The sequence below is a fragment of the Burkholderia sp. SRS-25 genome, from assembly GCF_004343765.1.
Classification (GTDB): domain Bacteria; phylum Pseudomonadota; class Gammaproteobacteria; order Burkholderiales; family Burkholderiaceae; genus Burkholderia; species Burkholderia contaminans.
Map to the genome: position 1 here is coordinate 16,011 of NZ_PTXM01000037.1, position 21,783 is coordinate 37,793.

General features: G+C 67.3%; 18 protein-coding genes and 1 tRNA gene. 10 read left to right on the plus strand and 9 right to left on the minus strand.

The features are described 5' to 3' along the window. The first annotated feature begins 19 nt into the window (after positions 1-19). The 5 genes from C5O79_RS35680 (at position 20) to C5O79_RS35700 (ending at position 8,285) form a co-directional block, all read left to right on the plus strand. Complete coding sequence (locus C5O79_RS35680; protein ID WP_122475045.1) at positions 20-1,333, plus strand: TolC family protein; 1,314 nt, start codon at positions 20-22, stop codon at positions 1,331-1,333. A 34-nt stretch (positions 1,334-1,367) separates the two neighbouring features. After that, the gene (locus C5O79_RS35685; protein WP_122475047.1) at positions 1,368-2,843 is read left to right on the plus strand and encodes an efflux RND transporter periplasmic adaptor subunit; all 1,476 of its coding nucleotides are present in this window, start codon (positions 1,368-1,370) and stop codon (positions 2,841-2,843) included. 125 nt (positions 2,844-2,968) lie between these two features. After that, the gene (locus tag C5O79_RS35690; protein ID WP_046549370.1) at positions 2,969-6,181 is read left to right on the plus strand and encodes a CusA/CzcA family heavy metal efflux RND transporter; all 3,213 of its coding nucleotides are present in this window, start codon (positions 2,969-2,971) and stop codon (positions 6,179-6,181) included. Beyond that, on the plus strand, positions 6,181-6,864 hold the full coding sequence (irlR, locus tag C5O79_RS35695; protein WP_039349341.1) for a heavy metal response regulator transcription factor IrlR: 684 nt from the start codon (positions 6,181-6,183) through the stop codon (positions 6,862-6,864). The genes C5O79_RS35690 and irlR overlap by 1 nt, the downstream gene beginning before the upstream one ends. Further along, complete coding sequence (locus C5O79_RS35700) at positions 6,861-8,285, plus strand: heavy metal sensor histidine kinase (protein ID WP_046549371.1); 1,425 nt, start codon at positions 6,861-6,863, stop codon at positions 8,283-8,285. The genes irlR and C5O79_RS35700 overlap by 4 nt, the downstream gene beginning before the upstream one ends. Positions 8,286-8,364: 79 nt before the next feature. Here the strand turns inward: C5O79_RS35700 and C5O79_RS35705 are convergent, their stop codons facing one another. Beyond that, positions 8,365-8,652: a DUF4148 domain-containing protein gene (locus tag C5O79_RS35705; protein WP_122475049.1), complete on the minus strand. Its 288-nt coding sequence runs from the start codon at positions 8,650-8,652 to the stop codon at positions 8,365-8,367. A gap of 297 nt (positions 8,653-8,949) precedes the next feature. On the opposite strand from C5O79_RS35705, the gene C5O79_RS35710 reads away from it, so the two are divergent. Further along, positions 8,950-9,198, plus strand: coding sequence for a hypothetical protein (locus tag C5O79_RS35710; protein WP_236862370.1), 249 nt, complete (start codon positions 8,950-8,952; stop codon positions 9,196-9,198). Between the two features lie 199 nt (positions 9,199-9,397). Here C5O79_RS35710 and C5O79_RS35715 read toward each other — a convergent pair whose 3' ends face one another. Continuing rightward, complete coding sequence (locus C5O79_RS35715; RefSeq protein ID WP_122475051.1) at positions 9,398-10,558, minus strand: porin; 1,161 nt, start codon at positions 10,556-10,558, stop codon at positions 9,398-9,400. 316 nt (positions 10,559-10,874) lie between these two features. Here C5O79_RS35715 and C5O79_RS35720 point away from each other — a divergent pair, with 316 nt between their 5' ends. Both C5O79_RS35720 and C5O79_RS35725 read left to right on the plus strand, forming a co-directional pair. Further along, on the plus strand, positions 10,875-11,150 hold the full coding sequence (locus C5O79_RS35720) for a DUF4148 domain-containing protein (RefSeq protein ID WP_046549373.1): 276 nt from the start codon (positions 10,875-10,877) through the stop codon (positions 11,148-11,150). A gap of 65 nt (positions 11,151-11,215) precedes the next feature. Further along, on the plus strand, positions 11,216-11,719 hold the full coding sequence (locus tag C5O79_RS35725) for a hypothetical protein (RefSeq protein WP_047851726.1): 504 nt from the start codon (positions 11,216-11,218) through the stop codon (positions 11,717-11,719). A 22-nt stretch (positions 11,720-11,741) separates the two neighbouring features. On the opposite strand, the gene C5O79_RS35730 is transcribed toward C5O79_RS35725, so the two are convergent. After that, entirely contained in the window at positions 11,742-12,467 is a 726-nt protein-coding gene (locus tag C5O79_RS35730) for a hypothetical protein (RefSeq protein WP_047851725.1), read from the minus strand. A 181-nt stretch (positions 12,468-12,648) separates the two neighbouring features. Continuing rightward, positions 12,649-13,944: an aminotransferase class I/II-fold pyridoxal phosphate-dependent enzyme gene (locus C5O79_RS35735; RefSeq protein ID WP_039349320.1), complete on the minus strand. Its 1,296-nt coding sequence runs from the start codon at positions 13,942-13,944 to the stop codon at positions 12,649-12,651. Positions 13,945-14,076: 132 nt separating this feature from the next. Here C5O79_RS35735 and C5O79_RS35740 point away from each other — a divergent pair, with 132 nt between their 5' ends. After that, positions 14,077-14,745, plus strand: a complete 669-nt coding sequence (locus tag C5O79_RS35740) for an O-methyltransferase (protein ID WP_122475053.1) — start codon at positions 14,077-14,079, stop codon at positions 14,743-14,745. A 9-nt stretch (positions 14,746-14,754) separates the two neighbouring features. Here C5O79_RS35740 and C5O79_RS35745 read toward each other — a convergent pair whose 3' ends face one another. From C5O79_RS35745 to C5O79_RS35765, 5 genes are all read right to left on the minus strand, one after another. After that, entirely contained in the window at positions 14,755-15,903 is a 1,149-nt protein-coding gene (locus C5O79_RS35745) for a DUF1176 domain-containing protein (RefSeq protein ID WP_174242132.1), read from the minus strand. 255 nt (positions 15,904-16,158) lie between these two features. After that, on the minus strand, positions 16,159-16,971 hold the full coding sequence (locus tag C5O79_RS35750) for a nucleotidyltransferase domain-containing protein (protein ID WP_122475056.1): 813 nt from the start codon (positions 16,969-16,971) through the stop codon (positions 16,159-16,161). A 55-nt stretch (positions 16,972-17,026) separates the two neighbouring features. Further along, positions 17,027-18,250 carry an RtcB family protein gene (locus tag C5O79_RS35755; protein WP_122477327.1) on the minus strand — a complete coding sequence of 408 codons (1,224 nt, stop codon included), beginning with the start codon at positions 18,248-18,250 and terminating at the stop codon, positions 17,027-17,029. Between the two features lie 62 nt (positions 18,251-18,312). Then, positions 18,313-19,452: a slipin family protein gene (locus C5O79_RS35760; protein WP_122475058.1), complete on the minus strand. Its 1,140-nt coding sequence runs from the start codon at positions 19,450-19,452 to the stop codon at positions 18,313-18,315. A 258-nt stretch (positions 19,453-19,710) separates the two neighbouring features. Then, positions 19,711-19,783 (minus strand) — tRNA-Cys (locus C5O79_RS35765). 335 nt (positions 19,784-20,118) lie between these two features. Here C5O79_RS35765 and rtcR point away from each other — a divergent pair. Beyond that, entirely contained in the window at positions 20,119-21,738 is a 1,620-nt protein-coding gene (gene rtcR, locus C5O79_RS35770; protein WP_122475061.1) for an RNA repair transcriptional activator RtcR, read from the plus strand. Positions 21,739-21,783 lie beyond the last annotated feature (45 nt).

The window sequence follows — 21,783 nt, forward strand, 5'->3', positions numbered from 1 at the left end:
CGTTACCGCAGAACCGAACATGCTCAAGCTCAACCTCGCCGTGGCCATCGTCTTCGCGATGGCCGCGACGGCTCATGCGCAGCCGTCGCTGTCGCCGGGGCCGGCCCCGGCTGCCTCCGGCAGCGCCGCGCCGATCGGCGCACCGCCCCCCGACACGCTCCCTTCCCCCTCGTTGACGCTTGCCGATGCGCTATCGGTCGCGGCCCGCAACAATCCGGCGCTGCGCGGCGCCCGCGCGGACGTCGATGCGTCGGCCGGCGCGCTGATGCAGGCCGGCGCGCGTCCGAATCCCGAAGTGTCGTTCCTGCAGGAAGGGTTTCGTCGCGCCGAGCGCACGTCGACCGCGCTGATCAACCAGACGATCGAACTCGGCGGCAAGCGCAGCGCGCGGCTCGATGTCGCGTCGTACGGCAGGGAAGCGGCGAATGCATCGCTCGACGAGCAGGGCGCCGTCGTGCGCGCCGACGTGATCGCCGCGTTCTACGGGCTGCTGGCCGCGCAGCGCCAGCTTCAGGTGACCGAGGAATCGGCCGCGATCGCCGCGCGCTCCGCGGATCTCGCGAGCCGCCGCGCACAGGCCGGCAAGGTGTCGCCGGTCGAGGCGACCAAGGCGCACGTGGCGGCGGCAGGCGTGCAGATCGAAGTCGTGACCGCGCGCGGCCATGTCGAGGTCGCGCGCGAAAAGCTGAACGCGGTGATGGGCGAAGCACGCGACGGCCGGCTTGCGGTGCAGGGCGACCTCGAAGCCGTGCCGCCGGTCGAGCCGCTGTCCGCGTTGACCGCGCAGCTCGATGATTCTCCGCTTGCCCGGATCGCGCGCGCCGAGATGCTGCGTTCGAACGCGGCCGTGTCGCTCGAACGCGCGCGGCGCATTCCAGACGTGACGATCAGCGCCGGTGTGAAACGCGTGACCACGGGCGGCGTGCCGGACAACCAGGCGGTAGTCGGCGTGTCGATCCCGATTCCGCTGTTCAACACGAACAAGGGCGCGCTGCTCGAGGCGACGCACAAGGCCGTGCGCGCGAATGCCGATCTCGATCGCGAACGCACGCGCCTGCGGCTGGACCTCACGCAGGCATACGCGAATTTCGAAGCCGCCGCGCAGGAAGCGCAGCGGCTGAAGGCCGACATCCTGCCGGCAGCGCGTCTCGCGCTCGACGCGATGTCGCGCGGCTACGAGCTCGGGAAATTCAGCTTCCTCGACGTGCTCGACGCGCAGCGCACGCTGTTCCAGGGCCAGTCGCAATACGTGCGCGCGCTCGCCGATGCCCATACGGCCCGCGCCGACATCGGCCGGCTCGTCGGCACGCCGCTCGCGCCGGTCGCGCAATAGCGGAACGGATGCCACTCTTACCTGAAGGATCACCATGTCACGCAGCAGAATCCTGATCATCGCGGCGGTCGTGCTCGGCAGTGCCGGGATCGTCATCGGCGCACTCGGCGTCACGCGCAACAGCGGCGGCAACGGCGCGGCCGCGTCGGCGGCGGCCGTTGCCGCTTCATCCGCCGAAGCCGCCGGCGAGCGCGGCGGTGTCGTGCTCAAGCGCGGCAAGCTGTCCATCGAAATCGTGATGACGGAGAAGCCCGGCGACGCGCGCCTCATCGTCTATCCGTTCGTCGACGGCAAGCCGGCCGACAAGGGCGTCACCGTGTCCGGCACGCTGGTTCGCTACGACCGCACGCACGAGCCGTTGCGTTTCGACGCGGCCGGCCAGAAGTTCATGTCCGCGCAGTCGATCGGCAAGCCGCACGTGTTCGACGCGACGATCGATGTGAAGGCGGGCGACGAATCGGCGTCGTTCCCGTTCGCCCGCGCCGACGGCGCGATCGCGCTGACCGACGCGCAGCTCGCGACTTCGAAGATCGCGCTGGCGAAGGCCGGCCCCGCGCAGATCGCGACGCCGTTCCAGTTGCCGGGCGAGATCAAGTTCAACGAGGATCGCACCGCGCACGTGGTGCCGCGCGTGGCCGGCATCGTCGAGCAGGTGTCGGTGTCGCTCGGGCAGAACGTGGCGAAGGGGCAGGTGCTGGCCGTGATCGCGAGCACCGATCTCGCCGACCGGCGCAGCGAGCTGCTGACGGCCGAGCGCCGGCTGTCGGGCGCGCGCGCGACCTACGAGCGCGAGCGCACGCTGTGGAAGGAGCGCATCTCGGCCGAGCAGGACTACCAGCAGGCGCAGGTGCAGTTGCGTGAAGCCGAGATCGCCGTGCAGAACGCGCGGCAGAAGCTCGCCGCGCTGAACGCGCCGGTCGGCGCGGGCGCGCTGAACCGCTACGAACTGCGCGCGCCGTTCGCGGGCACGATCGTCGAGAAGCATGCAACGCCGGGCGAAGCGGTTGCCGCCGATGCCAGCATGTTCGTGATCTCCGACCTGTCGACGGTATGGGCCGAGATGGCCGTGCCGGCGCAACGGTTGAACGACGTGCGGGTCGGCCGCGATGCGACGGTTATCGCAACCGCGTTCGAATCGCGTTCGAGCGGCCCGATCGCGTACGTGGGGTCGCTGCTCGGTGAACAGACGCGCACTGCGCCGGCGCGCGTCGTGCTGCCGAACCCGGATGGCGTGTGGCGGCCCGGGATGTTCGTGAACGTGTCGGTCGATGCGGGCAAGCAGGCCGTGCCGCTCGCGGTCGCGAGCGACGCGCTGCAGGACGTCGACGGCGCACCGTCCGTCTTCGTGCGCTCGTCGAAGGGTTTCGTCGCGCAGGCCGTCGAAACGGGCCGGCGTGACGAACGTGCGACCGAAGTGCTGAAGGGGCTCAAGCCGGGCCAGGAATACGCAGCGTCGAACAGCTTCGTGCTGAAGGCCGAACTCGGCAAGGGGAGTGCGGAACATGAATGAGCGATACGTGTGCGCCGTTGCGCGCCTTGCGGCCCGATATGCGACCCGCTTTCCGGCCCGCCGGGTGACCGGCCGGGCGGCCCGTCCGTCGAGGGTGACCGTGCCCCGTTTCAAGGAATCCCGTCATGTTTGAGCGCCTGATCCGCTTTGCGATTGCGCACCGTTGGCTCGTGATGCTGGCGATCGCGGCCGTGGCCGCGCTGGGCGTGTTCAGCTACCAGAAGCTGCCGATCGACGCGGTGCCCGACATCACCAACGTGCAGGTCCAGATCAACACGGCCGCGCCCGGCTATTCGCCGCTGGAGGCCGAGCAGCGCATCACCTATCCGGTCGAGACCGTGATGGCCGGCCTGCCGGGCCTCGAGCAGACGCGCTCGATCTCGCGCTACGGGCTGTCGCAGGTCACGGTGATCTTCAAGGACGGCACCGACATCTATTTCGCGCGGCAGCTCGTCAACGAGCGCATCCAGGAAGCGAAGGACAAGCTGCCGGCCGGTATCGCGCCCGCGATGGGGCCGACGTCGACGGGCCTCGGCGAGATCTACCTGTGGACCGTCGAGGCCGACGCCAACGCGCGCAAGCCCGACGGCACGCGCTATACGGCGGCCGACCTGCGCGAGCTGCAGGACTGGGTCGTCCGGCCGCAGCTGCGCAACGTGCGCGGCGTGACCGAGGTCAACTCGATCGGCGGCTACGTGAAGGAATACCGCGTCGCGCCGAATCCGGCCAAGCTGATGTCGTACGGGCTGACGCTCGCCGACGTCGTGCGCGCGCTGGAACGCAACAACGACAACGTCGGCGCCGGCTACATCGAGAAGCGCGGCGAGCAGTATCTGGTGCGCGTGCCGGGCCAGGCGCGCACCGTCGACGACATTGCCAGCATCGTGCTGACCAACGTCGGCGGCGTGCCGGTGCGGATGAAGGACGTCGGGCTGGTCGACATCGGCCGCGAGCTGCGCACCGGCGCGGCGACGTCGGACGGCGAGGAGGTCGTGCTCGGCACGGTCTTCATGCTGATGGGCGAGAACAGCCGCACGGTCGCGAAGGCCGTCGCCGCGAAGATGGAGGACGTGAACCGCACGCTGCCGGCGGGCGTGAAGGCGATTCCCGTGTACGACCGCACGGTGCTCGTCGAGAAGGCCGTCGCGACGGTGAAGAAGAACCTGCTCGAAGGCGCGATCCTCGTGATCGCCGTGCTGTTCCTGTTCCTCGGCAACATGCGCGCGGCGCTGATCACGGCGCTCGTGATCCCGCTGTCGATGCTGATGACCTTCACCGGGATGGTGAACGCGAAGGTGAGCGCGAACCTGATGAGCCTCGGCGCGCTCGACTTCGGGATCATCGTCGACGGCGCGGTGGTGATCGTGGAGAACTGCGTGAGGCGGCTTGCGCACGCGCAGGCCGCCGCGGGCCGGCCGCTCACACGCGACGAGCGCTTCGCGGAGGTGTTCGGCGCGTCGCAGGAAGCGCGTCGCGCGCTGATCTTCGGGCAACTGATCATCATGGTCGTGTACCTGCCGATCTTTGCGCTCACCGGTGTCGAAGGCAAGATGTTCCACCCGATGGCCATTACCGTCGTGATGGCGCTCGCGGCCGCGATGGTGCTGACCGTCACGTTCATTCCGGCGGCTGTCGCGCTGTTCATCGGCGAGCGTGTCGAGGAGAAGGAGAACCGGTTGATGGGCTGGGCGCGGCGCGCGTACGAGCCGGCGCTCGCCGCATTCATGACGCGCCCGGCGCGCGTGATGGTCGGTGCTGGCGTGATCGTGCTGGCCACGCTCGGGCTGGCCACGCGGCTCGGCAGCGAGTTCATCCCGAGCCTCAACGAAGGCGACCTGGCCGTTGCCGCATTGCGGATTCCCGGCACGAGCCTGTCGCAGTCGGTCGAGATGCAGAAGTCGATCGAGAAGACGCTGAAGGCGCGCTTCCCCGAGATCGAGCGCGTGTTCGCGCGCACCGGCACGGCCGAGATCGCGGCCGACCCGATGCCGCCGAACCTGTCGGACGGCTACATCATGCTGAAGGCGGCCGACAAGTGGCCCGATCCGAAGAAGCCGCGCGACCAGCTCGTGCGCGAGATCGAGGAAGCGCTGGCCGAGCTGCCGGGCAACGCGTACGAGTTCTCGCAGCCGATCCAGCTGCGTTTCAACGAACTGATCTCGGGCGTGCGCAGCGACGTCGCCGTGAAGATCTTCGGCGACGACATGGCCGTGCTGAACCAGACCGGCGAGCAGATCGCGGCCGCGCTGCAGAAGGTGCCGGGCGCGTCGGAAGTGAAGGTCGAGCAGACCACCGGCCTGCCCGTGCTGACCGTCAACCTCGATCGCGACAAGCTCGCGCGCTACGGCGTGAGCGTTGCGGACCTGCAGGACTCGGTTGCAGCGGCCGTCGGCGGGCAGAAGGCCGGCACGCTGTTCCAGGGCGACCGTCGCTTCGACATCGTCGTGCGGCTGCCCGACGAGCTGCGCTCGGACATCGAGGCGATCAAGCGGCTACCGATCGCGCTGCCCGCACCGGCGGCCGGCGCCAGCGCGCCGCTCGCGGCAGCGCCGTATGTGCCGCTCGCGGAACTGGCGACGATCGACGTCGCGCCCGGCCCGAACCAGATCAGCCGTGAGGACGGCAAGCGGCGGGTGGTCGTCAGCGCGAACGTGCGCGGCCGCGACGTCGGTTCGTTCGTCGCCGACGCGCGCGACCAACTGCAGCAGGACGTGCGCGTGCCGGCCGGCTACTGGGTGTCGTGGGGCGGTCAGTTCGAGCAGCTGCAGAGCGCGAGCGAGCGCCTGAAGCTCGTCGTGCCGCTCGCGCTGTTCATGGTGTTCGTGCTGCTGTTCGTGATGTTCAACAACGTGAAGGACGGGCTGCTCGTGTTCACCGGCATTCCGTTCGCGCTGAGCGGCGGCGTCGTGTCGCTGTGGCTGCGCGGGATTCCGCTGTCGATCACGGCGGCGGTCGGCTTCATCGCGCTGTCCGGCGTCGCCGTGCTCAACGGGCTCGTGATGATCTCGTTCATCCGCAACCTGCGCGACGAAGGCATGCCGCTCGAGGCCGCCGTGCGTGAAGGCGCGCTCACGCGGCTGCGGCCGGTGCTGATGACGGCACTCGTCGCGTCGCTGGGCTTCCTGCCGATGGCGTTCGCGACCGGCACCGGTGCCGAGGTGCAGCGCCCGCTCGCGACGGTCGTGATCGGCGGTATCCTGTCGTCCACGGCGCTGACGCTGCTGGTGCTGCCGGTGCTGTACCGTGTCAGCCACGCGGTGTCGTGGCGCACGGCGTTGCGCGGCGGTTTCGGCTCGGGCGTGCTGCGCCGGCTGGGTTTCTTCAAGGGTAATGCGTGATGCGAATTTTGATTGTCGAGGATGAACCGAAGACGGGCGCGTACCTGCGCAAGGGGCTGACCGAGGCCGGCTACGTCGTCGACTGGGTCGAGGACGGCATCACGGGCCAGCATCAGGCCGAAACCGAGGAGTACGACCTGCTCGTGCTCGACGTGATGCTGCCCGGCCAGGACGGCTGGACGCTGCTGCAGAACCTGCGGCGCAGCAAGTCGACGCCCGTGCTGTTCCTGACCGCGCGTGACGATGTCGGCGATCGCGTGAAGGGGCTCGAGCTCGGCGCCGACGACTATCTCGCGAAGCCGTTCGACTTCGTCGAGCTGACCGCGCGAATCAAGTCGATCCTGCGGCGCGGCCAGCCGCGCGATTCGAATACGCTGCGCGTGGCCGACCTGGAACTCGACCTCACCCGCCGCAAGGCCACCCGGCAGGGCGACACGATCCTGCTGACCGCGAAGGAGTTCGCGCTGCTGTGGCTGCTGATGCGCCGCGAAGGCGAGATCCTGCCGCGCGCGACCATCGCGTCGCAGGTGTGGGACATGAATTTCAACAGCGACACGAACGTCGTCGATTCGGCGATCCGGCGCCTGCGCTCGAAGATCGACGACGCGTACGACCCAAAGCTGATCCACACCGTGCGCGGCATGGGCTACGTGCTCGAGGCGCGCGGCGGCAGCGCGGCATGATCGCGCGCCTGCTGCCGCGCACGCTGCGCGGACGCCTGACCGCGCTGATCATCCTGTCGACGTCGGTGATCCTCGCGTCGAGCGGCGTCGCGCTGTACGAGGCGCTGAGCAATCGCGTCGACACGACGGCGGCCGAGCAGATGGCCGGCATATCCGCCGCGTTGGGTACGCACCTAGGTGAAGCACGCTCGACGGCCGACGTCGCGCGCAACACCGACATCTGGATCGACCAGTTGCATGGTCATCCGAACATGGATCTCGCGATCTTCGATGCCACGGGCGCGCGCCTGGTCGGCACGCCGGGCTTCCGCCTCGTTGCACCCCTGATGTCGCTGAATGCAGGGCGCGTGCCGGTGGGCGTCGCGCCGCCCGGCGCACGGCAGCAGTATCTGGTGACGAATGTGCCGCTTGCCGGTGCGGGCGCGCCCGTGGTGCGCGTCGTGGTGCAGTACGACCGCAGCGCCGACGTGCTGCTGCTGCGCACGCACGCTTATACGATCGTCGTGATCGAGGTGTTCGGCGTGGTGCTCGCGGCCGCGATCGCATACGGCATCGCGGCGCTCGGGCTGAGTCCGCTGCGGCGGTTCGCGGCGCGCGCCGAACAGATGTCGACGAGCCGGCTCGCCCATCCGCTGCCGGCGCTCGATACGGCCGGCGAATTGAAGGAGCTCGAGCACGCGTTCAACGGCATGCTCGAGCGGCTGAACGAATCGTTCACGCGGCTGAGCCAGTTCTCGTCGAATCTCGCGCACGACATGCGCACGCCGCTCACGAACCTGCAGGCGGCCGCGCAGGTCGTGCTGTCGCAGCCGCGCAGCGCGGATGAATACCGGAACGTGATCGAGTCGAGCATCGACGAATACCAGCGGTTGTCGCGGATGATCGAGGACATGCTGTTCCTGGCGCGTTCGGAGCAGGCCGGCACGTCGATCAGCGTGCGGCGCCTGGATGCGTCGGAAGAGGCGGGGCGCGTCGCGGGCTATTACGAGCCGCTTGCGGAGGATGCCGGTGTGACGGTGAAGGTCGACGGCCATGCGTGGGTCGACGCGGATCTGACGCTGTACCAGCGCGCGCTGAGCAACCTGCTGTCGAATGCGCTGGCCTACGCGCCGCGCGGCAGCATCGTGACGATCGATTGCATGGAGCAGGGCGGGGCGACGATGATCGCCGTGTCGGATACGGGGCCCGGCATCGAGGCCCAGCACGTCGGAAGGATCTTCGAGCGCTTTTATCGCATCGATCCGTCCCGGCACAACTCGGCGCAGGGGACGGGGTTGGGGCTCGCGATCGTCCGGTCGATCATGGACAATCACGGCGGCGAATGCGGCGTCGACAGCGACCCCGGCCGGCGCACGACGTTCTGGCTGCGCTTTCCGCGCCGGCCGGCCGAGCCGATACGGCCGGCGGCCATCCATACCTGACACCGCCGGTGGGCACGCCCGCGCGTTCGCCATGAGGCGGCCGTGCGCGGCGCGCCGCCCGCGGTCGTATGACCGGGCATCATCTCTGCGCGGTCAGGTTGTCGTGGTTGTCGGTCTGCGGCTTCTTCTCGCCGCCATGCACCGAAATCCCATGCAGTTCCTTGTTGCGCGCGACGAGCTCGCCGGTGGGCGGGTACTGCGTCTTGCTCACCGGCACGACGCCGTCGTGCTGCGCCTGCTTCAGTTCATTGACAACCTGCGTGCGGGTCTTGCCCTGCGTTTGCGTCTGCGCGAATGCGCCCTGCGTGGCCATGCCGAGCGACAGCGCGGCGGTGACGAACAGTGCTGCGAGTTTTGCGGTTTTCATCGAGTGCTCTCCTTGATCAGGGCCGCCGGGTGGCGAACCATGGACCCAGTATGCGAAAGCAGTCGTGCGTGATCGTGATCGCGAGATGAAAAATGCGTCAGATTGCGTGATGAGGGGCGGTGCCGTTCGGACGCGACCGACATGACGCAATCGTCATGTTCGGGTCATGGGCGCGATGAGCGGGAAGCGGAACATGAAGTCCGCCGCTGGTCAATGTGGCCGGCGGCATTCATGCCGTTTGCAATCGCTGTATGAAGCGCGTGCGGCCTCGTTCAGACTTTCCTTCCGGACCGAAAAGTGCATCGTCCCGCCATTCGCCTAGCCTTGATCGCAGTCCTGATCGTCCCGCTGTTCTCGGGCTGCGCATCGACACGTTCCGGCACCCCGCCTACTGCGCAGGCCGCGCCCGCCGCTGCGAAAAAGCCGGTGCCGGCCGATCTCATGCCCGGCGAGCAGATCGACTACGCCGGGCATCGTTGCGGCAATCCGAACCTGTACGTAAAGACGCACAACTGCCTGTTTCCGCAACGCAATTCAACGCCCTGATCGTCGGCGCGCGATCAAAAAAAGGCCCGGCACTCGACGTGTCCGGGCCTAACGCGTGACGTGCCGTGCGGCAGCGACTCGCTTGCGTGGTCTGGAACGGGCGCTGCCCGTCACGTTTCCGATCGTAGCGATACGACGCTTCGCGAACCTGATCGGAACATGAAATTTTCGTCACGCGGCGCGCGTCATGCCTTCGCGGTCAGAACCGGTGGCGCAACCCGAGATTGACGATGCCCTGCGTGCGCGTTCCGCCGTAGCCATACGAGCCGATCGACGCCTGCGCCGTTTGCGTGCCGCCGTCGAGCGTGCGCTGCTCCCCGTTCGCGCGTTGCCATGCGCCGACTGCGTAGAGATCGGTGCGCTTCGACAGCATGTAGTCGGCGCCGGCGGACATCTGATGGTAGGTTGCGCTCGTATCGCCGTGGGCACGCGTGTAGCTGTAGCCGACGCCGACGAGCAGGCTGGGTGTCGCCTGATAGTTGAAGAAGCCGCGCGCGGTGTCGTACTTCTGCGTGCTGCGAAACGCGGACATCGCATCGGCCTTGTACAGCGCGTTGCTGTAGTCGATGCCGACCGCGAACGGCGCGAAGTTGTAGCGCAATGCGCCGCGCGCGATGCCGATCGATTTCGCGGAGATATAGCCGCCGTTGACCAGCGACCCGTCGAACGTGCCGTCGGATGTGCCATTCCAGCCGGTGCGGATGCCGTTGGTGAGTGACGAGCGATTGGCCGCGTAGTAATAGCCGCCCGCCGCGTCGACCGGGCCGTTGCTGTACGACAGGCCGGCCGACCAGGTTTGTCCGGCGCTGCTCTTGCCTGCCACGCCGCCCAGCGCATACATGCCGACGAACTGGAGTCCGTTGATCACGGGCGACGTGTATTTCACCGCGTTGTCGGTGCGCGACGACGTGTCGTAGTTGTCGACGTCGCCGGGTGTTGCGTAGACGCTGCCGAAGTAGAAGTCGCCGGTGACCGGCCACGCGACATCCGCGAGTGCATCGTACTGGCGACCGAGCGTCAGCGTGCCCCAGCGTGCGCTTTCGAGGCCGACGAATGCCTGGCGGCCGAACATCCGGTTGCCCTGCCCGAGCGCGCCGGTGTTCGGATTGAAGCCGTTTTCCAGCGTGAAGATCGCTTTCAGCCCGCCGCCGAGATCTTCCGAGCCTTTCACCCCGAAGCGGTTGCCGAGCAGATTGCCGTTGCCGAGGCCGACGAGATTCCTGCCGTCCGCGTTGGCGTTCCATACGTACGTCAGCGACGTATCGAACAGGCCGTATAACGTGACTTCCGATGCGTGGGCCGCGTGAGCGGTCGCGAGCAGCGCACCCGACATCATGGCGAGCCGAACTGGAGTTTTCATGGTGTGCCCCTGAAGGTCAAGATGATCGTTTCGTGCATCGATCGATTTCGTGCCGCGCGGGGTGCCGGCGGGCGCGGAATATCGCGATGGCGCTGCCGATTCTGGAAAGCGTTCGGATCGTGGAGGTGAGGGACAAATGAGAAAAATGTCATCGCCGCGTCATGCATGGCGAAACGCGTGACGAAATGTCATTCGCAGTGCGACGCATATGGTGTGGAAGTGGTGACGAAACCGTCATGCTGCGATCACGATTCCGCACCGCTGCCGGCTCAAAGTGAACGCTCCTGTCACGGATTTCCAGCAAGGAGCGAACAACATGAACATTCCGCGACCGATGATCGTCATCGCCGCTGCCGCACTGTCGATGGCGGCCTTTTCCCAGGCCGTGGCCGCGCAGCAGAAGACCCGGCAGGAAGTCCGTCAGGAACTGGTGCGGGCGCGCCACGATGGCGTGATCCCGAGCCCGAATCACGACTACCCCGCGAGCCCGGCCGCCGTCGCGCGCAACCGGGAAATCCATCGTGCGACGGTGCATCGCGGCGAGACGGCGCCGATGGTCGACGCCCACGACAACCGCTTTACGGTTCGTTGATCGTTCATTCGCGGCCGGCCGGCGCGGCGCCGGTCGGCCGCCCCCCACACGAAGAGGAGAGTGCCATGCGCCATTTAGCGAAAGGAATCGTGCTTGCGGCGTGCCTGATGTCGACGGCCGCGATGGCGGCCGGCTGGCCGGAGCGAGCGTTGTCGCACGCGTCGGCGCATGACGTTGGCCGGCGCGCTAACGAGCGGATACGCTGCGAGTTCGCGGTCGTGCCGGCCGGCGAGTGGAGCGCGACGTTCATGCGCGGGCAATGCGAGGTCGACAACGGCCGGCTGACGCTCGTGCCGGCCGTTGCAGGCGGTGGATCGAATGGCGCGGAGAAGCGCATCCTGCTCGGCGACATCCGCACCGCGTCGCATCAGTCGCGCAAGCTGAAGGAACAGTTGCAACTGACATCCGGCGACGACGTGATCGCGTTGAACGTGCTGACCGACGACGGCAGCCGCAAGTCGCGCGAACATGCGATCGACCTGTGGGCCGCGCTGCGCAACGAGGGCGTGACGCCCGTCAACGGCACGCGCATCGTCGATACGTATCCGACGGGCGCGACCACGTGGTAGCCGGTGCGCGGTCGTGCGCGGCTTATCCTGCCTTCACCGATCCCTCGATGAGGAAGAACACGATGAAGCCGATGAAGAACGCAGCCGTTGCGAACGGTGTTTCAGGTACCTCATGCGCTTCGACCAGCAGTTCTTCGGTGACGAGGTACAGCAGCGCGACGGTACCCAGCCCGAGCAGCGCTGCGTAGAGGTTGGGAGGAAGGCCGGCGAACGCGGCGTTACCGGCCACGGCCGCGATGCTCAGCAGCGCCGCGAGCCCGACCGGTACGACGATCGACAGCAGGCGACCGATGCCGGCGGCCGCGAGCGCCGCGCTGACCGACAGCGCGAGGAACAGCACCTCGAGCGTCAGCGCGACGGTCAGGATGATCCCGCTTTCGTCGCTCGCGGAGAACGCGATCCCGAGTACGAGACCATCGATGACGAGGTCGATCGCGGTGACGATGATGAGGCTCACGGGCAGCCGCGCCGCTTCGAAGCGCGTCTCGATCGCGCCCGACAGCGCGCGGACCGCGAGCATCAGTGCGATGCCGAGCACGAAGCCGACGACGACCGGAAACAGCGCGTGCGCGCGGTCCTGCGGCAGCAGCTCGAGCGCGGCGGCCGCGAACACGATCCCGCCGGTGAAATGCTGGATGACGCTGGAAGTTTTCGGGCCGGGTGAGCGCCACGCGGCCGCGAGGGCACCGAAACAGGCCGCCAGCAAGGGCGGTAACGTGAGCAGCGCGAGCTTCGCGGTCGGTGTCATGAGATCTCTCGGACGGTTGGCGTACCGCAGCGGGCTCGACATCATGCTGCCCGCTGCATTGTACGGTTCGTGTACGCCGGGCGTAGCCCCGGCACCAACCTGCGATTGAACACCTTGAAGCCGCTTCAAGGTCAACCCGTTCGATGCAGGGCGCACCTGCCAGCCGGTGCGCCCGTGGCGGTCAAAGCTGCGCGAGCGCCTGGTCGAGATCGGCGAGCAGGTCGTCGATATGCTCGATGCCGATCGACAGCCGCACCGTTTCTTCCTTCACACCGGCCTTCGCGAGTTCGGCCGGCGACAGTTGCCGGTGCGTCGTCGATGCCGGGTGCGTGGCGAGCGACTTCGTGTCGCCGATGTTGACGAGCCGCGTGAACAGCTTCAGCGCGTCCTGGAACTTCGCGCCGCCGTCGCGGCCGCCCTTCACGCCGAACGTCAGTATGCCCGGTGCGCGGCCCGACAGGTAGCGCGCGACGAGCGGATGGTCCGGGTGATCGGGCAGGCCCGCGTAGTTCACCCATTCGACGTTTTCGTGGCGCGCGAGATGCTGCGCGATCTTCAGTGCGTTGTCGCTGATGCGCTCGATGCGCAGCGCCAGCGTCTCGATGCCTTGCAGGATCTGGAACGCATTGAACGGTGAAATGGCCGCGCCCATGTTGCGCAGCGGCACCACGCGTGCGCGGCCGATATACGCAGCCGGCCCGAAAGCCTCCGTGTAGACGACGCCGTGATAGCTGACGTCGGGCTCGTTCAGCCGCTTGAAGCGGTCCGCATGCTCGGCCCACGGGAACTTGCCCGAATCGACGATCGCGCCGCCGAGGCTCGTGCCGTGCCCGCCGAGATACTTCGTCAGCGAGTGCACGACGATATCTGCGCCGTGCTCGAACGGGCGCAGCAGGTACGGCGACGGCACCGTGTTGTCGACGATCAGCGGGATGCCGTGGCGATGCGCGACTTCCGCGAGCGCGGCGATGTCGGTGACGTTGCCGAGCGGGTTACCGACCGATTCCGCGAAGATCGCCTTCGTGCGCGCGTCGATCAGCGGCTCGAACGACGCGGGGTCGCGCGGATCGGCGAAGCGCGTCGTGATCCCGTATTGCGGCAGCGTATGCGCGAACAGGTTGTAGGTGCCGCCGTACAGCGAACTTGCGGACACGATGTTGTCGCCGGCTTCGGCGATCGTCTGGATCGCGTACGTGACGGCCGATTGCCCCGATGCGAGCGCCAGCGCGCCGATGCCGCCCTCGAGCGCGGCGATGCGCTGCTCGAGCACGTCCGTCGTCGGGTTCATGATCCGCGTGTAGATGTTGCCCTGGACCTTCAGGTCGAACAGGTCGGCGCCGTGCTGCGTGTCGTCGAATGCGTACGCAACGGTCTGGTAGATCGGTACGGCGACCGCGCGCGTGGTCGGGTCGGGACGATAACCGCCGTGTACGGCGATGGTTTCGAGGCGCCAGTTCGATGCGGCCTGATCGGTCATGGGTGCTCCGTCTGTTGTTGTGGTGGTCGAGCGATTATAGGAGCACGTGCGCATCTGCCCTTAGAACGAATGGTTTGTTGCTTATGGCGGGGCGGCGCATAAAATGCCTGTTCCGCAAACAAGGGGTGCGCGATGAATCAGGATCATTGGAACCAGGTGGATGCGTATTTTTCCGCGACGCTCGTGCCATCCGACGACGCGCTCGACGCGGCGCTCGCGGCGAGCGACGCAGCGGGGCTGCCCGCGATCAACGTCGCGCCGAACCAGGGCAAGCTGCTGCAACTGCTCGCGACGATCCGCGGCGCGCGGAGGATTCTCGAGGTCGGCACGCTCGGCGGCTACAGCACGATCTGGCTCGCGCGCGCGTTGCCGCCGGGCGGCACGCTCGTGACGCTCGAACTGAATCCGGACCATGCAAAGGTCGCGACGCAGAACATCGCGCGTGCCGGGTTCGCGGAAGTCGTGACGGTGGTGGTCGGCAGTGCCAAGGATAGCCTCGCGCGGCTCGTCGACGCGGGTGAAACGCCGTTCGATTTCATCTTCATCGATGCCGACAAGGACAACAACCCCGTATATCTCGATGCGGCGCTGAAGCTGTCGCGGCCCGGCACGGTGATCGTCGTCGACAACGTCGTGCGCGGCGGGCGCGTGGCCGATCCGGACAATCGCGAACCCGACGTGGTCGGCGTGCGCGACGGGTTCGCGCGTCTCGCGGCCGCACCGAACCTCACGACGACCGCCGTGCAGACGGTCGGGCAGAAGGGCTGGGACGGGTTCTCGATCTCGATCGTCGGCGCGTGAGGTGATGCGTCAGCGGTTTCCTGCCGCATCGGCCCGTCGATACAGGCGTGGCCACTGATCGTCGAACAGGCCGTTGCAGGTGCCGTGCGTCGCAATGTCGCCGAGCACGAAGCGCCGGCCGTCGAAGATCCATGAGGCGGTCGAGCCGCAATCACCGGCACTGCGCAGCCTCACCTTGCTCGACAACGTCGCGCTGGCGGAATCGTAGCCGGCCTCGGTCAGTTCGTTCGCGAACGACGCCGAATCGAGCCCCGCGCTCGCGTTCTCGCCGAAATTCATCGCCGTCGGCGTGAATGGTGCCGTCCGTCGCACGCGGTACCACAGGTCGGTGTGGTTATACATGCTGCTGGTCTGGCACGGTATCGCGACCAGTGCTTCGTCGGCGGAGATCGCCACGGCGCGCGATGCCTTCCGGCGATCGCTCGCCGACATTTCGTCTTCGACGTCGGCCGCACATTGCTTCACGTCACCGCCGAACTTCGCAAGCACCGCGTCGACGAGCGGGCGTTGCTCGGCGGCCGACAGGTCCGCGACGGCCGGTGCCGGCGTGACGGCGGGCGGGAGTGCCGGTGCGGCCGGTACCGACGACGCGGGCCGGGTGCCCGGGCGCAGCAGCGCGGTAACGGTGCCGACCCGGCCCTGCGTGTCGTCGATCAACAGCAGCGCGGCATTCAATCCCGTCAACGGCGTGCGGGCGGTTTGCGCCGACGCCGGATCGCCGAAGCTCAGCAACTGCGCATTGCGCGAAGCGGTGAGCCATGCCGCAACCGTTGCCGGATCGTTGGTGCGGATCCGGAATGGATGCGCGTCGTCATCGTCCGGTTTGCCGCCGAACGCATGCCATTGGGCAGCCATGGCATCGAACGGCCGGCCATCCACGCGTGCGGTGCGCAGGTCCAGCGGCGCCGACGCGTAGAGGTCGAGCGATGCCTGTGCGTCCGGGCCCGCATCGCGCGTCACGCGCAGGATGACGCGCGTGCGTGCGTCGTCGATATCGTCCGCGTGGCTTTCGGCAATGCAACGGTTGCCGTTGTCGCAGACGACCGACCAGTTCTTGAAGTTGCGCTCGACCGGCGGCCGCGCGAGCGGGCGAGCCTGGGCAACGATCGGGGAAACGGCGAGGAGGGCGGCGATGGCGAGCGAAAGGCGGTGCGACATGACGGTTCGTATCGACTGTGGAAGGGCGGGCGGAAGACGTCGGACTGCAAGCGGATCGTCAGCAAGCGGGGCAGGTCGAAGGCTGCGGCGCATGCGGCGGCGCGCGTTACCGAACAGCGTCGAGTATACCGCCGCAATGTGTTGCGATCGCGACGACGACGCGTAGTGTGCGGGCACGGCGGTTGCTGGCATGGGTCGGACAAGCGCGGGTGAAAAAAACGGCGCGACGCCCTCAGGCATCGCGCCGTTCACCTTTCATCGCCCGTCGACGACGTCGCGCAGGAACGCATCGAGCATCGCCACGTCGCCCCACGGCCGCTTGTATTCGCGATCGTGTTCGGCATCGGCGAGCATCGTCTCGACGAGCGCGTGGATCGCCGGCCGGCGCGGCCCGTACTCGCTTTCGTTCGCGCTCATCTTCAGCGCGAGCAACGCGTCGAGTTCCGCGCGCACCGCCGGCTCGTGCACGGTGCCGTCGACGAGGTCCACGAAGCGCATCGGCGGCATCCCGAGCCCCGTATCGATCCAGCGCACCGCGAGCAGCGGCCGCAGCACGTACAGGTACTTCTTGTAACGCACCGTGTCGCCTTGCAGATAGCCGCGAAAGTTCTTCTTCGCCATCGCGAGGTAGTGGTGACGCCCGCGCACCGGCGAGAAGAACGCCGACGCCAGCGACCTGAGCCGCGGCGCCCAGCGCGCGTCTTCGCGATACACGACGGGCGAGTCGAGCCATTCGAGCAGCGTCGGGTTCGAGCGGCGCAGCAGTTGCAGCGCCTTGCGCAGTTCCCAGCCGCTGACGTCGAGCTCGTCGTCGAGCGGCCGCTCGATCACGTCGCGTTGCGACTCGACGCTCAGGTACCAGTCGCGCTTGTGTGCATACACGAAGCGCACGTCGTAATCGCTGTCCGGCGATGCGAACCCCCAGCCGCGGCTGCCCGATTCGCACGCGAAAAGCACGCTCACGTCGTGGCGGCGCTCTACTTCTTCAAGCTCCGCCATCACGCGCGCCCGCACGGCCGGATCGATCGGATGTGCGCCGCGCACGGTCGTCAATTTTTCCGTTTTCATTGTTTTTGCTTCCTTTTCGTTGTGCGCGGCCGCCGGCCCCCGGCCGCGCACCGCGCTATCCTTTCACGCACACCACCTGGCGCAGCGTATGCACCACTTCGACGAGGCTGCGCTGGGCCGCCATCACCGCGTCGATGTCCTTGTAGGCCATCGGGATTTCGTCGACGACGCCCGAGTCCTTCCGGCATTCGACGCCCTGGGTTGCCTTCACCTGGTCGTCAACGGTGAAGCGGCGCTTCGCTTCGGTACGGCTCATCGTCCGGCCCGCGCCGTGGCTGCATGAGCAGAAGCTGTCCGGGTTGCCGAGCCCGCGCACGATGAAGCTCTTCGCCCCCATCGAGCCCGGAATGATCCCGAGCTGCCCCTTCTGCGCCGACACCGCACCCTTGCGCGTCACGAGCACGTCTTCGCCGAAGTGGTGTTCGCGCTGCACGTAGTTGTGGTGGCAGTTCACCGCGTGTTCGTCGACCGAGAACGGCTTGGCGATCACGCCGCGTGCCGCCCCGATCACCGCGTCCATCATCGCTTGCCGGTTGCGGCGCGCGTAGTCCTGCGCCCAGCCCACCGCTTCGACGTAGTCGTCGAAGTGCCGGCTGCCCTCGGTGAAATACGCGAGGTTGCGATCCGGCAGGTTTGCGATGTGCTGCCGCATGTCGGCCTGCGCGAGTTCGATGAACAGGCTGCCGATCGCATTGCCGACGCCGCGTGAGCCGCTGTGCAGCATGAACCACACGTGGTCCGCTTCGTCGACGCACACTTCGATGAAGTGATTGCCGGTGCCGAGCGTGCCGAGATGCGCGTAGTGGTTCGTCTTTTCCAGCTTCGGATACTTGTCGACGATCCGCTGGAAGCCCGGTTGCAGCGACTTCCACGATTCGGTCACGGCGGCCGGCGTGCGGTCGCCCCACGCGCCTGGATCGCGGCGGCCCGGCGCGCGGCCGTGCGGCACCGCGCGTTCGATCGCGCTGCGCAGGCCCGCGAGCGAATCCGGCAGGTCGGACGCCGTCAGCGTCGTGCGCGCGGCCATCATCCCGCAGCCGATGTCGACGCCAACCGCCGCCGGAATGATCGCGCCCTTCGTCGGGATCACGCTGCCGATCGTCGAGCCCTTGCCGAGGTGGACGTCCGGCATCACCGCGACGTGACTGAAGATGAACGGCATCTGCGCGGTGTTGCGCAGTTGCGCGCGTGCTTCGTCTTCGACGGCGACGCCTTGCGTCCACATCTTCACCGGCTTGCCGTTCGCCAGTTCCATCACCTGGTAATCCATTTCACTCATGTTCATCACCTTGCTACCTTGTTCACGAGGCACGGCGCCCGTGCGCCGTGCCCGATCGTTCATTACGCGCCCTTGATGCTGACGAGTCCGTTCAGCACCTGGTCGAGACCGCCGAACACCGAGATGCGGTCGATCCGTTCCGCGACGCGCTCGAGCGTTTCCAGCTCCTTGAGCCGCAGCGCGGTCGGGTTTTCTTCCATCACCTTCGCGGTGTTCAACAGCGAACGCGTGGCCGCCGTTTCCTCGCGGCGGCGAATCACGTTCGCCTGCGCGGATTTCTCCGCTTCGACCACCTGCGCGAGGATCGTCTTCATGTCGCCCGGCAGCACGATATCCTTCACGCCGACGCTGCGCACGTCCACGCCGGAATGGCCGAGGCGGGCGCGCACCTGCGCGATCACGACGTCGTCGATCGACTGCTTGTCCTCCAGCAGTTCGTCGAGCGAGCGCGTGCCGACGGCCGATCGCAGTGCGAACTGCAGCTCGCGATACAGGTGTTCGACCGGTTTCTGCAGCTGGCCGAACGCATGCAGCACGTCCGCATAGCACCACGTCGCCGACAGGTTCAGCCGCAGCGCGACCTTGTCGCGCGTCAGGATTTCCTGCCCGCCGACTTCGATCGCCTGCAAACGCAGGTCGACGAGTTCGACCGCGACGTCGCGGTTGAAGCGCCAGAACGCTGCCACGCCCGCGTCCAGCAACCGCTCGATCTTGCCGTCGATCTTCAGCACGCCGACGTGATACGCCGGCACCTGCGCCAGCAGCACGCCCGTCAGGCCCGCCACGCCGCGCGCACGCAGCGCCGGCTGCGCGATGCGCTTCACGAGCGCGGCCGGCAGCATGCTGTCCTGCATGAGATCGACGCGTTCCAGACGGTGCGCGGTCAGGCCGCGCCAGTACAGCCGGCGCGTGCCCGGCGCCAGGATCTCGACGAGCACGTCGTCTTCGCAGCGCAGGCCCGCTTCATCGTCGGCGAGATCCATCGCGACGAAGTGCTGCGCGAGCACGTCCGGCGCGTCGTGACGCAGATAGTCGGCCAGTGCCGCGTCGGCGAGCGGCGCGTCGAGACGCGCGGTCTGCACCGACAAACGCTTGAACGGATCGAAGGCCTTGAACACGCCCGGTTCCAGCACCTTCACGAAATCGCCCTCATTCATCAGCAGTGCGCGTTCGTTCTTCTTCACTACATGTCGCATCCACATATTCTTGTCCTTTTCTTCAATGACCGCCGGGTGACGCGCATCGTGCGGATCGCGGGGCGACGCAACCGGGCGGGCGGCACGCTGGCCCGGCGTCGAAGTGCACGGCGACGCATCCTGCATCGCGTCGTCGTGCGCCTTCGCGCGGGCCGTGCGGCCGTCCGGCCGATCGCGCGGAACCGCAACCGGTCCGACGTGCGGCGGGCCTTGCGGCCCGCACCGGCGGGTACTGCTTCTATCAAGAGACTGTCCTTGCGGACAGTGTTCGAGCGGGATTCGAACCCGCTACACACCGGCTTGCGCCGGCTGCTCTACCCAAATGAGCTACCGAACGGAGGGCGCCCCGGGATTCGAACCCGGGCGAAGTTCCAGTACGCGCCCGTTTGCCTTCGTCTGCCCATGGCGACATACGCTGCCGCGACGAACGAGGTTCGGCGGCGGCGCACCAGCAGGGCTTGTTGAACCCTGGCTCGTGGGCCAGCGGGACATCCGGCGCTTTCTATTTAGCGAGGAGCGTGCCAGTGGGTGACCCGATGCTCGATAAAAATCTCAAGCCATTGAAGTAAAAGGAGAAATTATTTTAAATCGTGAGTGGCTTCGGATATCCGGTGGTGGCTCGATCAGGAGAATTCGATACAATGGGATCGCTTCTTATCCTATGAGATAAACGTGCGAAAGACTGTTGCGATCGGTTTTCTCGGTACCGTGCTCGACCAGGGCGGCGGCTCGCAGCGCCGCTGGCGCAACTGGCGGCCGACGATTTCGCTGTGCGAGCAGCGTGACACGCCGATCGACCGGCTCGAACTGCTGCACTCGCCGAACTACGCGCGTCTCGCGAACCGCGTGAAGCAGGATCTCGAGCGCGTGTCGCCGCATACCGACGTGCGGCTCATCCCGATGGAGATTCGCGATCCGTGGGATTTCGAGGAGGTCTACGCCACGCTGCACGATTTCGCGCGCGCCTACCCGTTTGATCTCGACCGCGAGGACTACCTGGTCCACATCACGACCGGCACGCACGTCGCGCAGATCTGCTGGTTCCTGCTGGCAGAGGCGCGCTACCTGCCTGCGCGTCTCGCGCAGACGGCGCCGCCGCAAAAGACCGACGAAGGGCCGAGCGGGCCAGGCACGATGTCGGTGATCGATCTCGACCTGTCGCGCTACAACCGGATCGCGCAGCGCTTCACGCGCGAGCGCGACGAAACCGTGTCGTTCCTGAAGGCCGGCATTGCGACGCGCAATGCACGCTTCAACGCGCTGATCGAGCAACTGGAGCGCGTGGCCGTGCGTTCGCGCGCGCCGATGCTGCTGGTCGGGCCGACGGGGGCCGGCAAGTCGTTTCTCGCGAAGCGCGTGTACGAGCTGAAGCGCGGCCGCCATCGGCTCGCGGGGCCGTTCATCGAGATCAACTGCGCGACGCTGCGCGGCGACGCGGCCATGTCGACGCTGTTCGGCCACGTGAAGGGCGCGTTCACGGGCGCGCAGTCCGCGCGTGCCGGGCTGCTGCGCGCGGCGGACGGCGGCCTGCTGTTTCTCGACGAGATCGGCGAACTCGGGCTCGACGAGCAGGCGATGCTGCTGAAGGCGATCGAGGAGAAGCGTTTCCTGCCGGTCGGCGCGGACGTCGAGGCGACCAGCGATTTCGAGCTGATCGCGGGTACGCACCGCGACCTGCGGCAGATGGTGGCGGCCGGCACGTTCCGCGAGGATCTCTACGCGCGGATCAACCTGTGGACGTACGAGTTGCCGGGGCTGGCCGAGCGCCGTGAGGATATCGAACCGAACCTCGAATTCGAGCTCGACCGTTTCGGTCGAGAGCAGGGCGAGCAGGTGCGGTTCAACGTCGAGGCGAAGCGGCGCTATCTCGCGTTCGCCGCGTCGCCACGTGCGGCGTGGGCGGGCAACTTCCGCGAGCTGTCCGCGTCGGTCACGCGGATGGCGACACTGGCCGATGCCGGGCGGATCACCGAAGCGCTTGCCGAACAGGAAGTCGAGCGGCTGACGCGCACGTGGTCGTCGCCGGGCGGCGCGGGTGCGTCCGATGCCTGCGTCGACGCGGTGTTCGGTGCGCGGGCTGCGGAACTCGACCTGTTCGACCGCGCGCAGCTCGAACGCGTGCTCGACGTGTGCCGCGTGTCGGCCAGCCTGTCGGAAGCCGGGCGCACGCTGTTCGCGGTATCGCGGCAGAGCAAGAAGCAGCCGAACGATGCGGACCGGCTGCGCAAGTATCTCGCGCGGTTCGGGCTGGATTGGGAGGGCGTGCGGCAGGTGCTCGAGGGAGTGCAGTGAAGGGCCGGTAGGTGCGATGCCTCATCGGCGGCGGGCGTCGATGCG

Bases quoted from the DNA above. Each gene is read 5' to 3' on its own strand.
- C5O79_RS35680 (WP_122475045.1), top strand. From the start codon at position 20: ATGCTCAAGCTCAACCTCGCCGTGGCCATCGTCTTCGCGATGGCCGCG.
- C5O79_RS35685 (WP_122475047.1), top strand. From the start codon at position 1,368: ATGTCACGCAGCAGAATCCTGATCATCGCGGCGGTCGTGCTCGGCAGT.
- C5O79_RS35690 (WP_046549370.1), top strand. From the start codon at position 2,969: ATGTTTGAGCGCCTGATCCGCTTTGCGATTGCGCACCGTTGGCTCGTG.
- irlR (WP_039349341.1), top strand. From the start codon at position 6,181: ATGCGAATTTTGATTGTCGAGGATGAACCGAAGACGGGCGCGTACCTG.
- C5O79_RS35700 (WP_046549371.1), top strand. From the start codon at position 6,861: ATGATCGCGCGCCTGCTGCCGCGCACGCTGCGCGGACGCCTGACCGCG.
- C5O79_RS35705 (WP_122475049.1), bottom strand. From the start codon at position 8,652: ATGAAAACCGCAAAACTCGCAGCACTGTTCGTCACCGCCGCGCTGTCG.
- C5O79_RS35715 (WP_122475051.1), bottom strand. From the start codon at position 10,558: ATGAAAACTCCAGTTCGGCTCGCCATGATGTCGGGTGCGCTGCTCGCG.
- C5O79_RS35720 (WP_046549373.1), top strand. From the start codon at position 10,875: ATGAACATTCCGCGACCGATGATCGTCATCGCCGCTGCCGCACTGTCG.
- C5O79_RS35725 (WP_047851726.1), top strand. From the start codon at position 11,216: ATGCGCCATTTAGCGAAAGGAATCGTGCTTGCGGCGTGCCTGATGTCG.
- C5O79_RS35730 (WP_047851725.1), bottom strand. From the start codon at position 12,467: ATGACACCGACCGCGAAGCTCGCGCTGCTCACGTTACCGCCCTTGCTG.
- C5O79_RS35735 (WP_039349320.1), bottom strand. From the start codon at position 13,944: ATGACCGATCAGGCCGCATCGAACTGGCGCCTCGAAACCATCGCCGTA.
- C5O79_RS35740 (WP_122475053.1), top strand. From the start codon at position 14,077: ATGAATCAGGATCATTGGAACCAGGTGGATGCGTATTTTTCCGCGACG.
- C5O79_RS35745 (WP_174242132.1), bottom strand. From the start codon at position 15,903: ATGTCGCACCGCCTTTCGCTCGCCATCGCCGCCCTCCTCGCCGTTTCC.
- C5O79_RS35750 (WP_122475056.1), bottom strand. From the start codon at position 16,971: ATGAAAACGGAAAAATTGACGACCGTGCGCGGCGCACATCCGATCGAT.
- C5O79_RS35755 (WP_122477327.1), bottom strand. From the start codon at position 18,250: ATGAGTGAAATGGATTACCAGGTGATGGAACTGGCGAACGGCAAGCCG.
- C5O79_RS35760 (WP_122475058.1), bottom strand. From the start codon at position 19,452: ATGTGGATGCGACATGTAGTGAAGAAGAACGAACGCGCACTGCTGATG.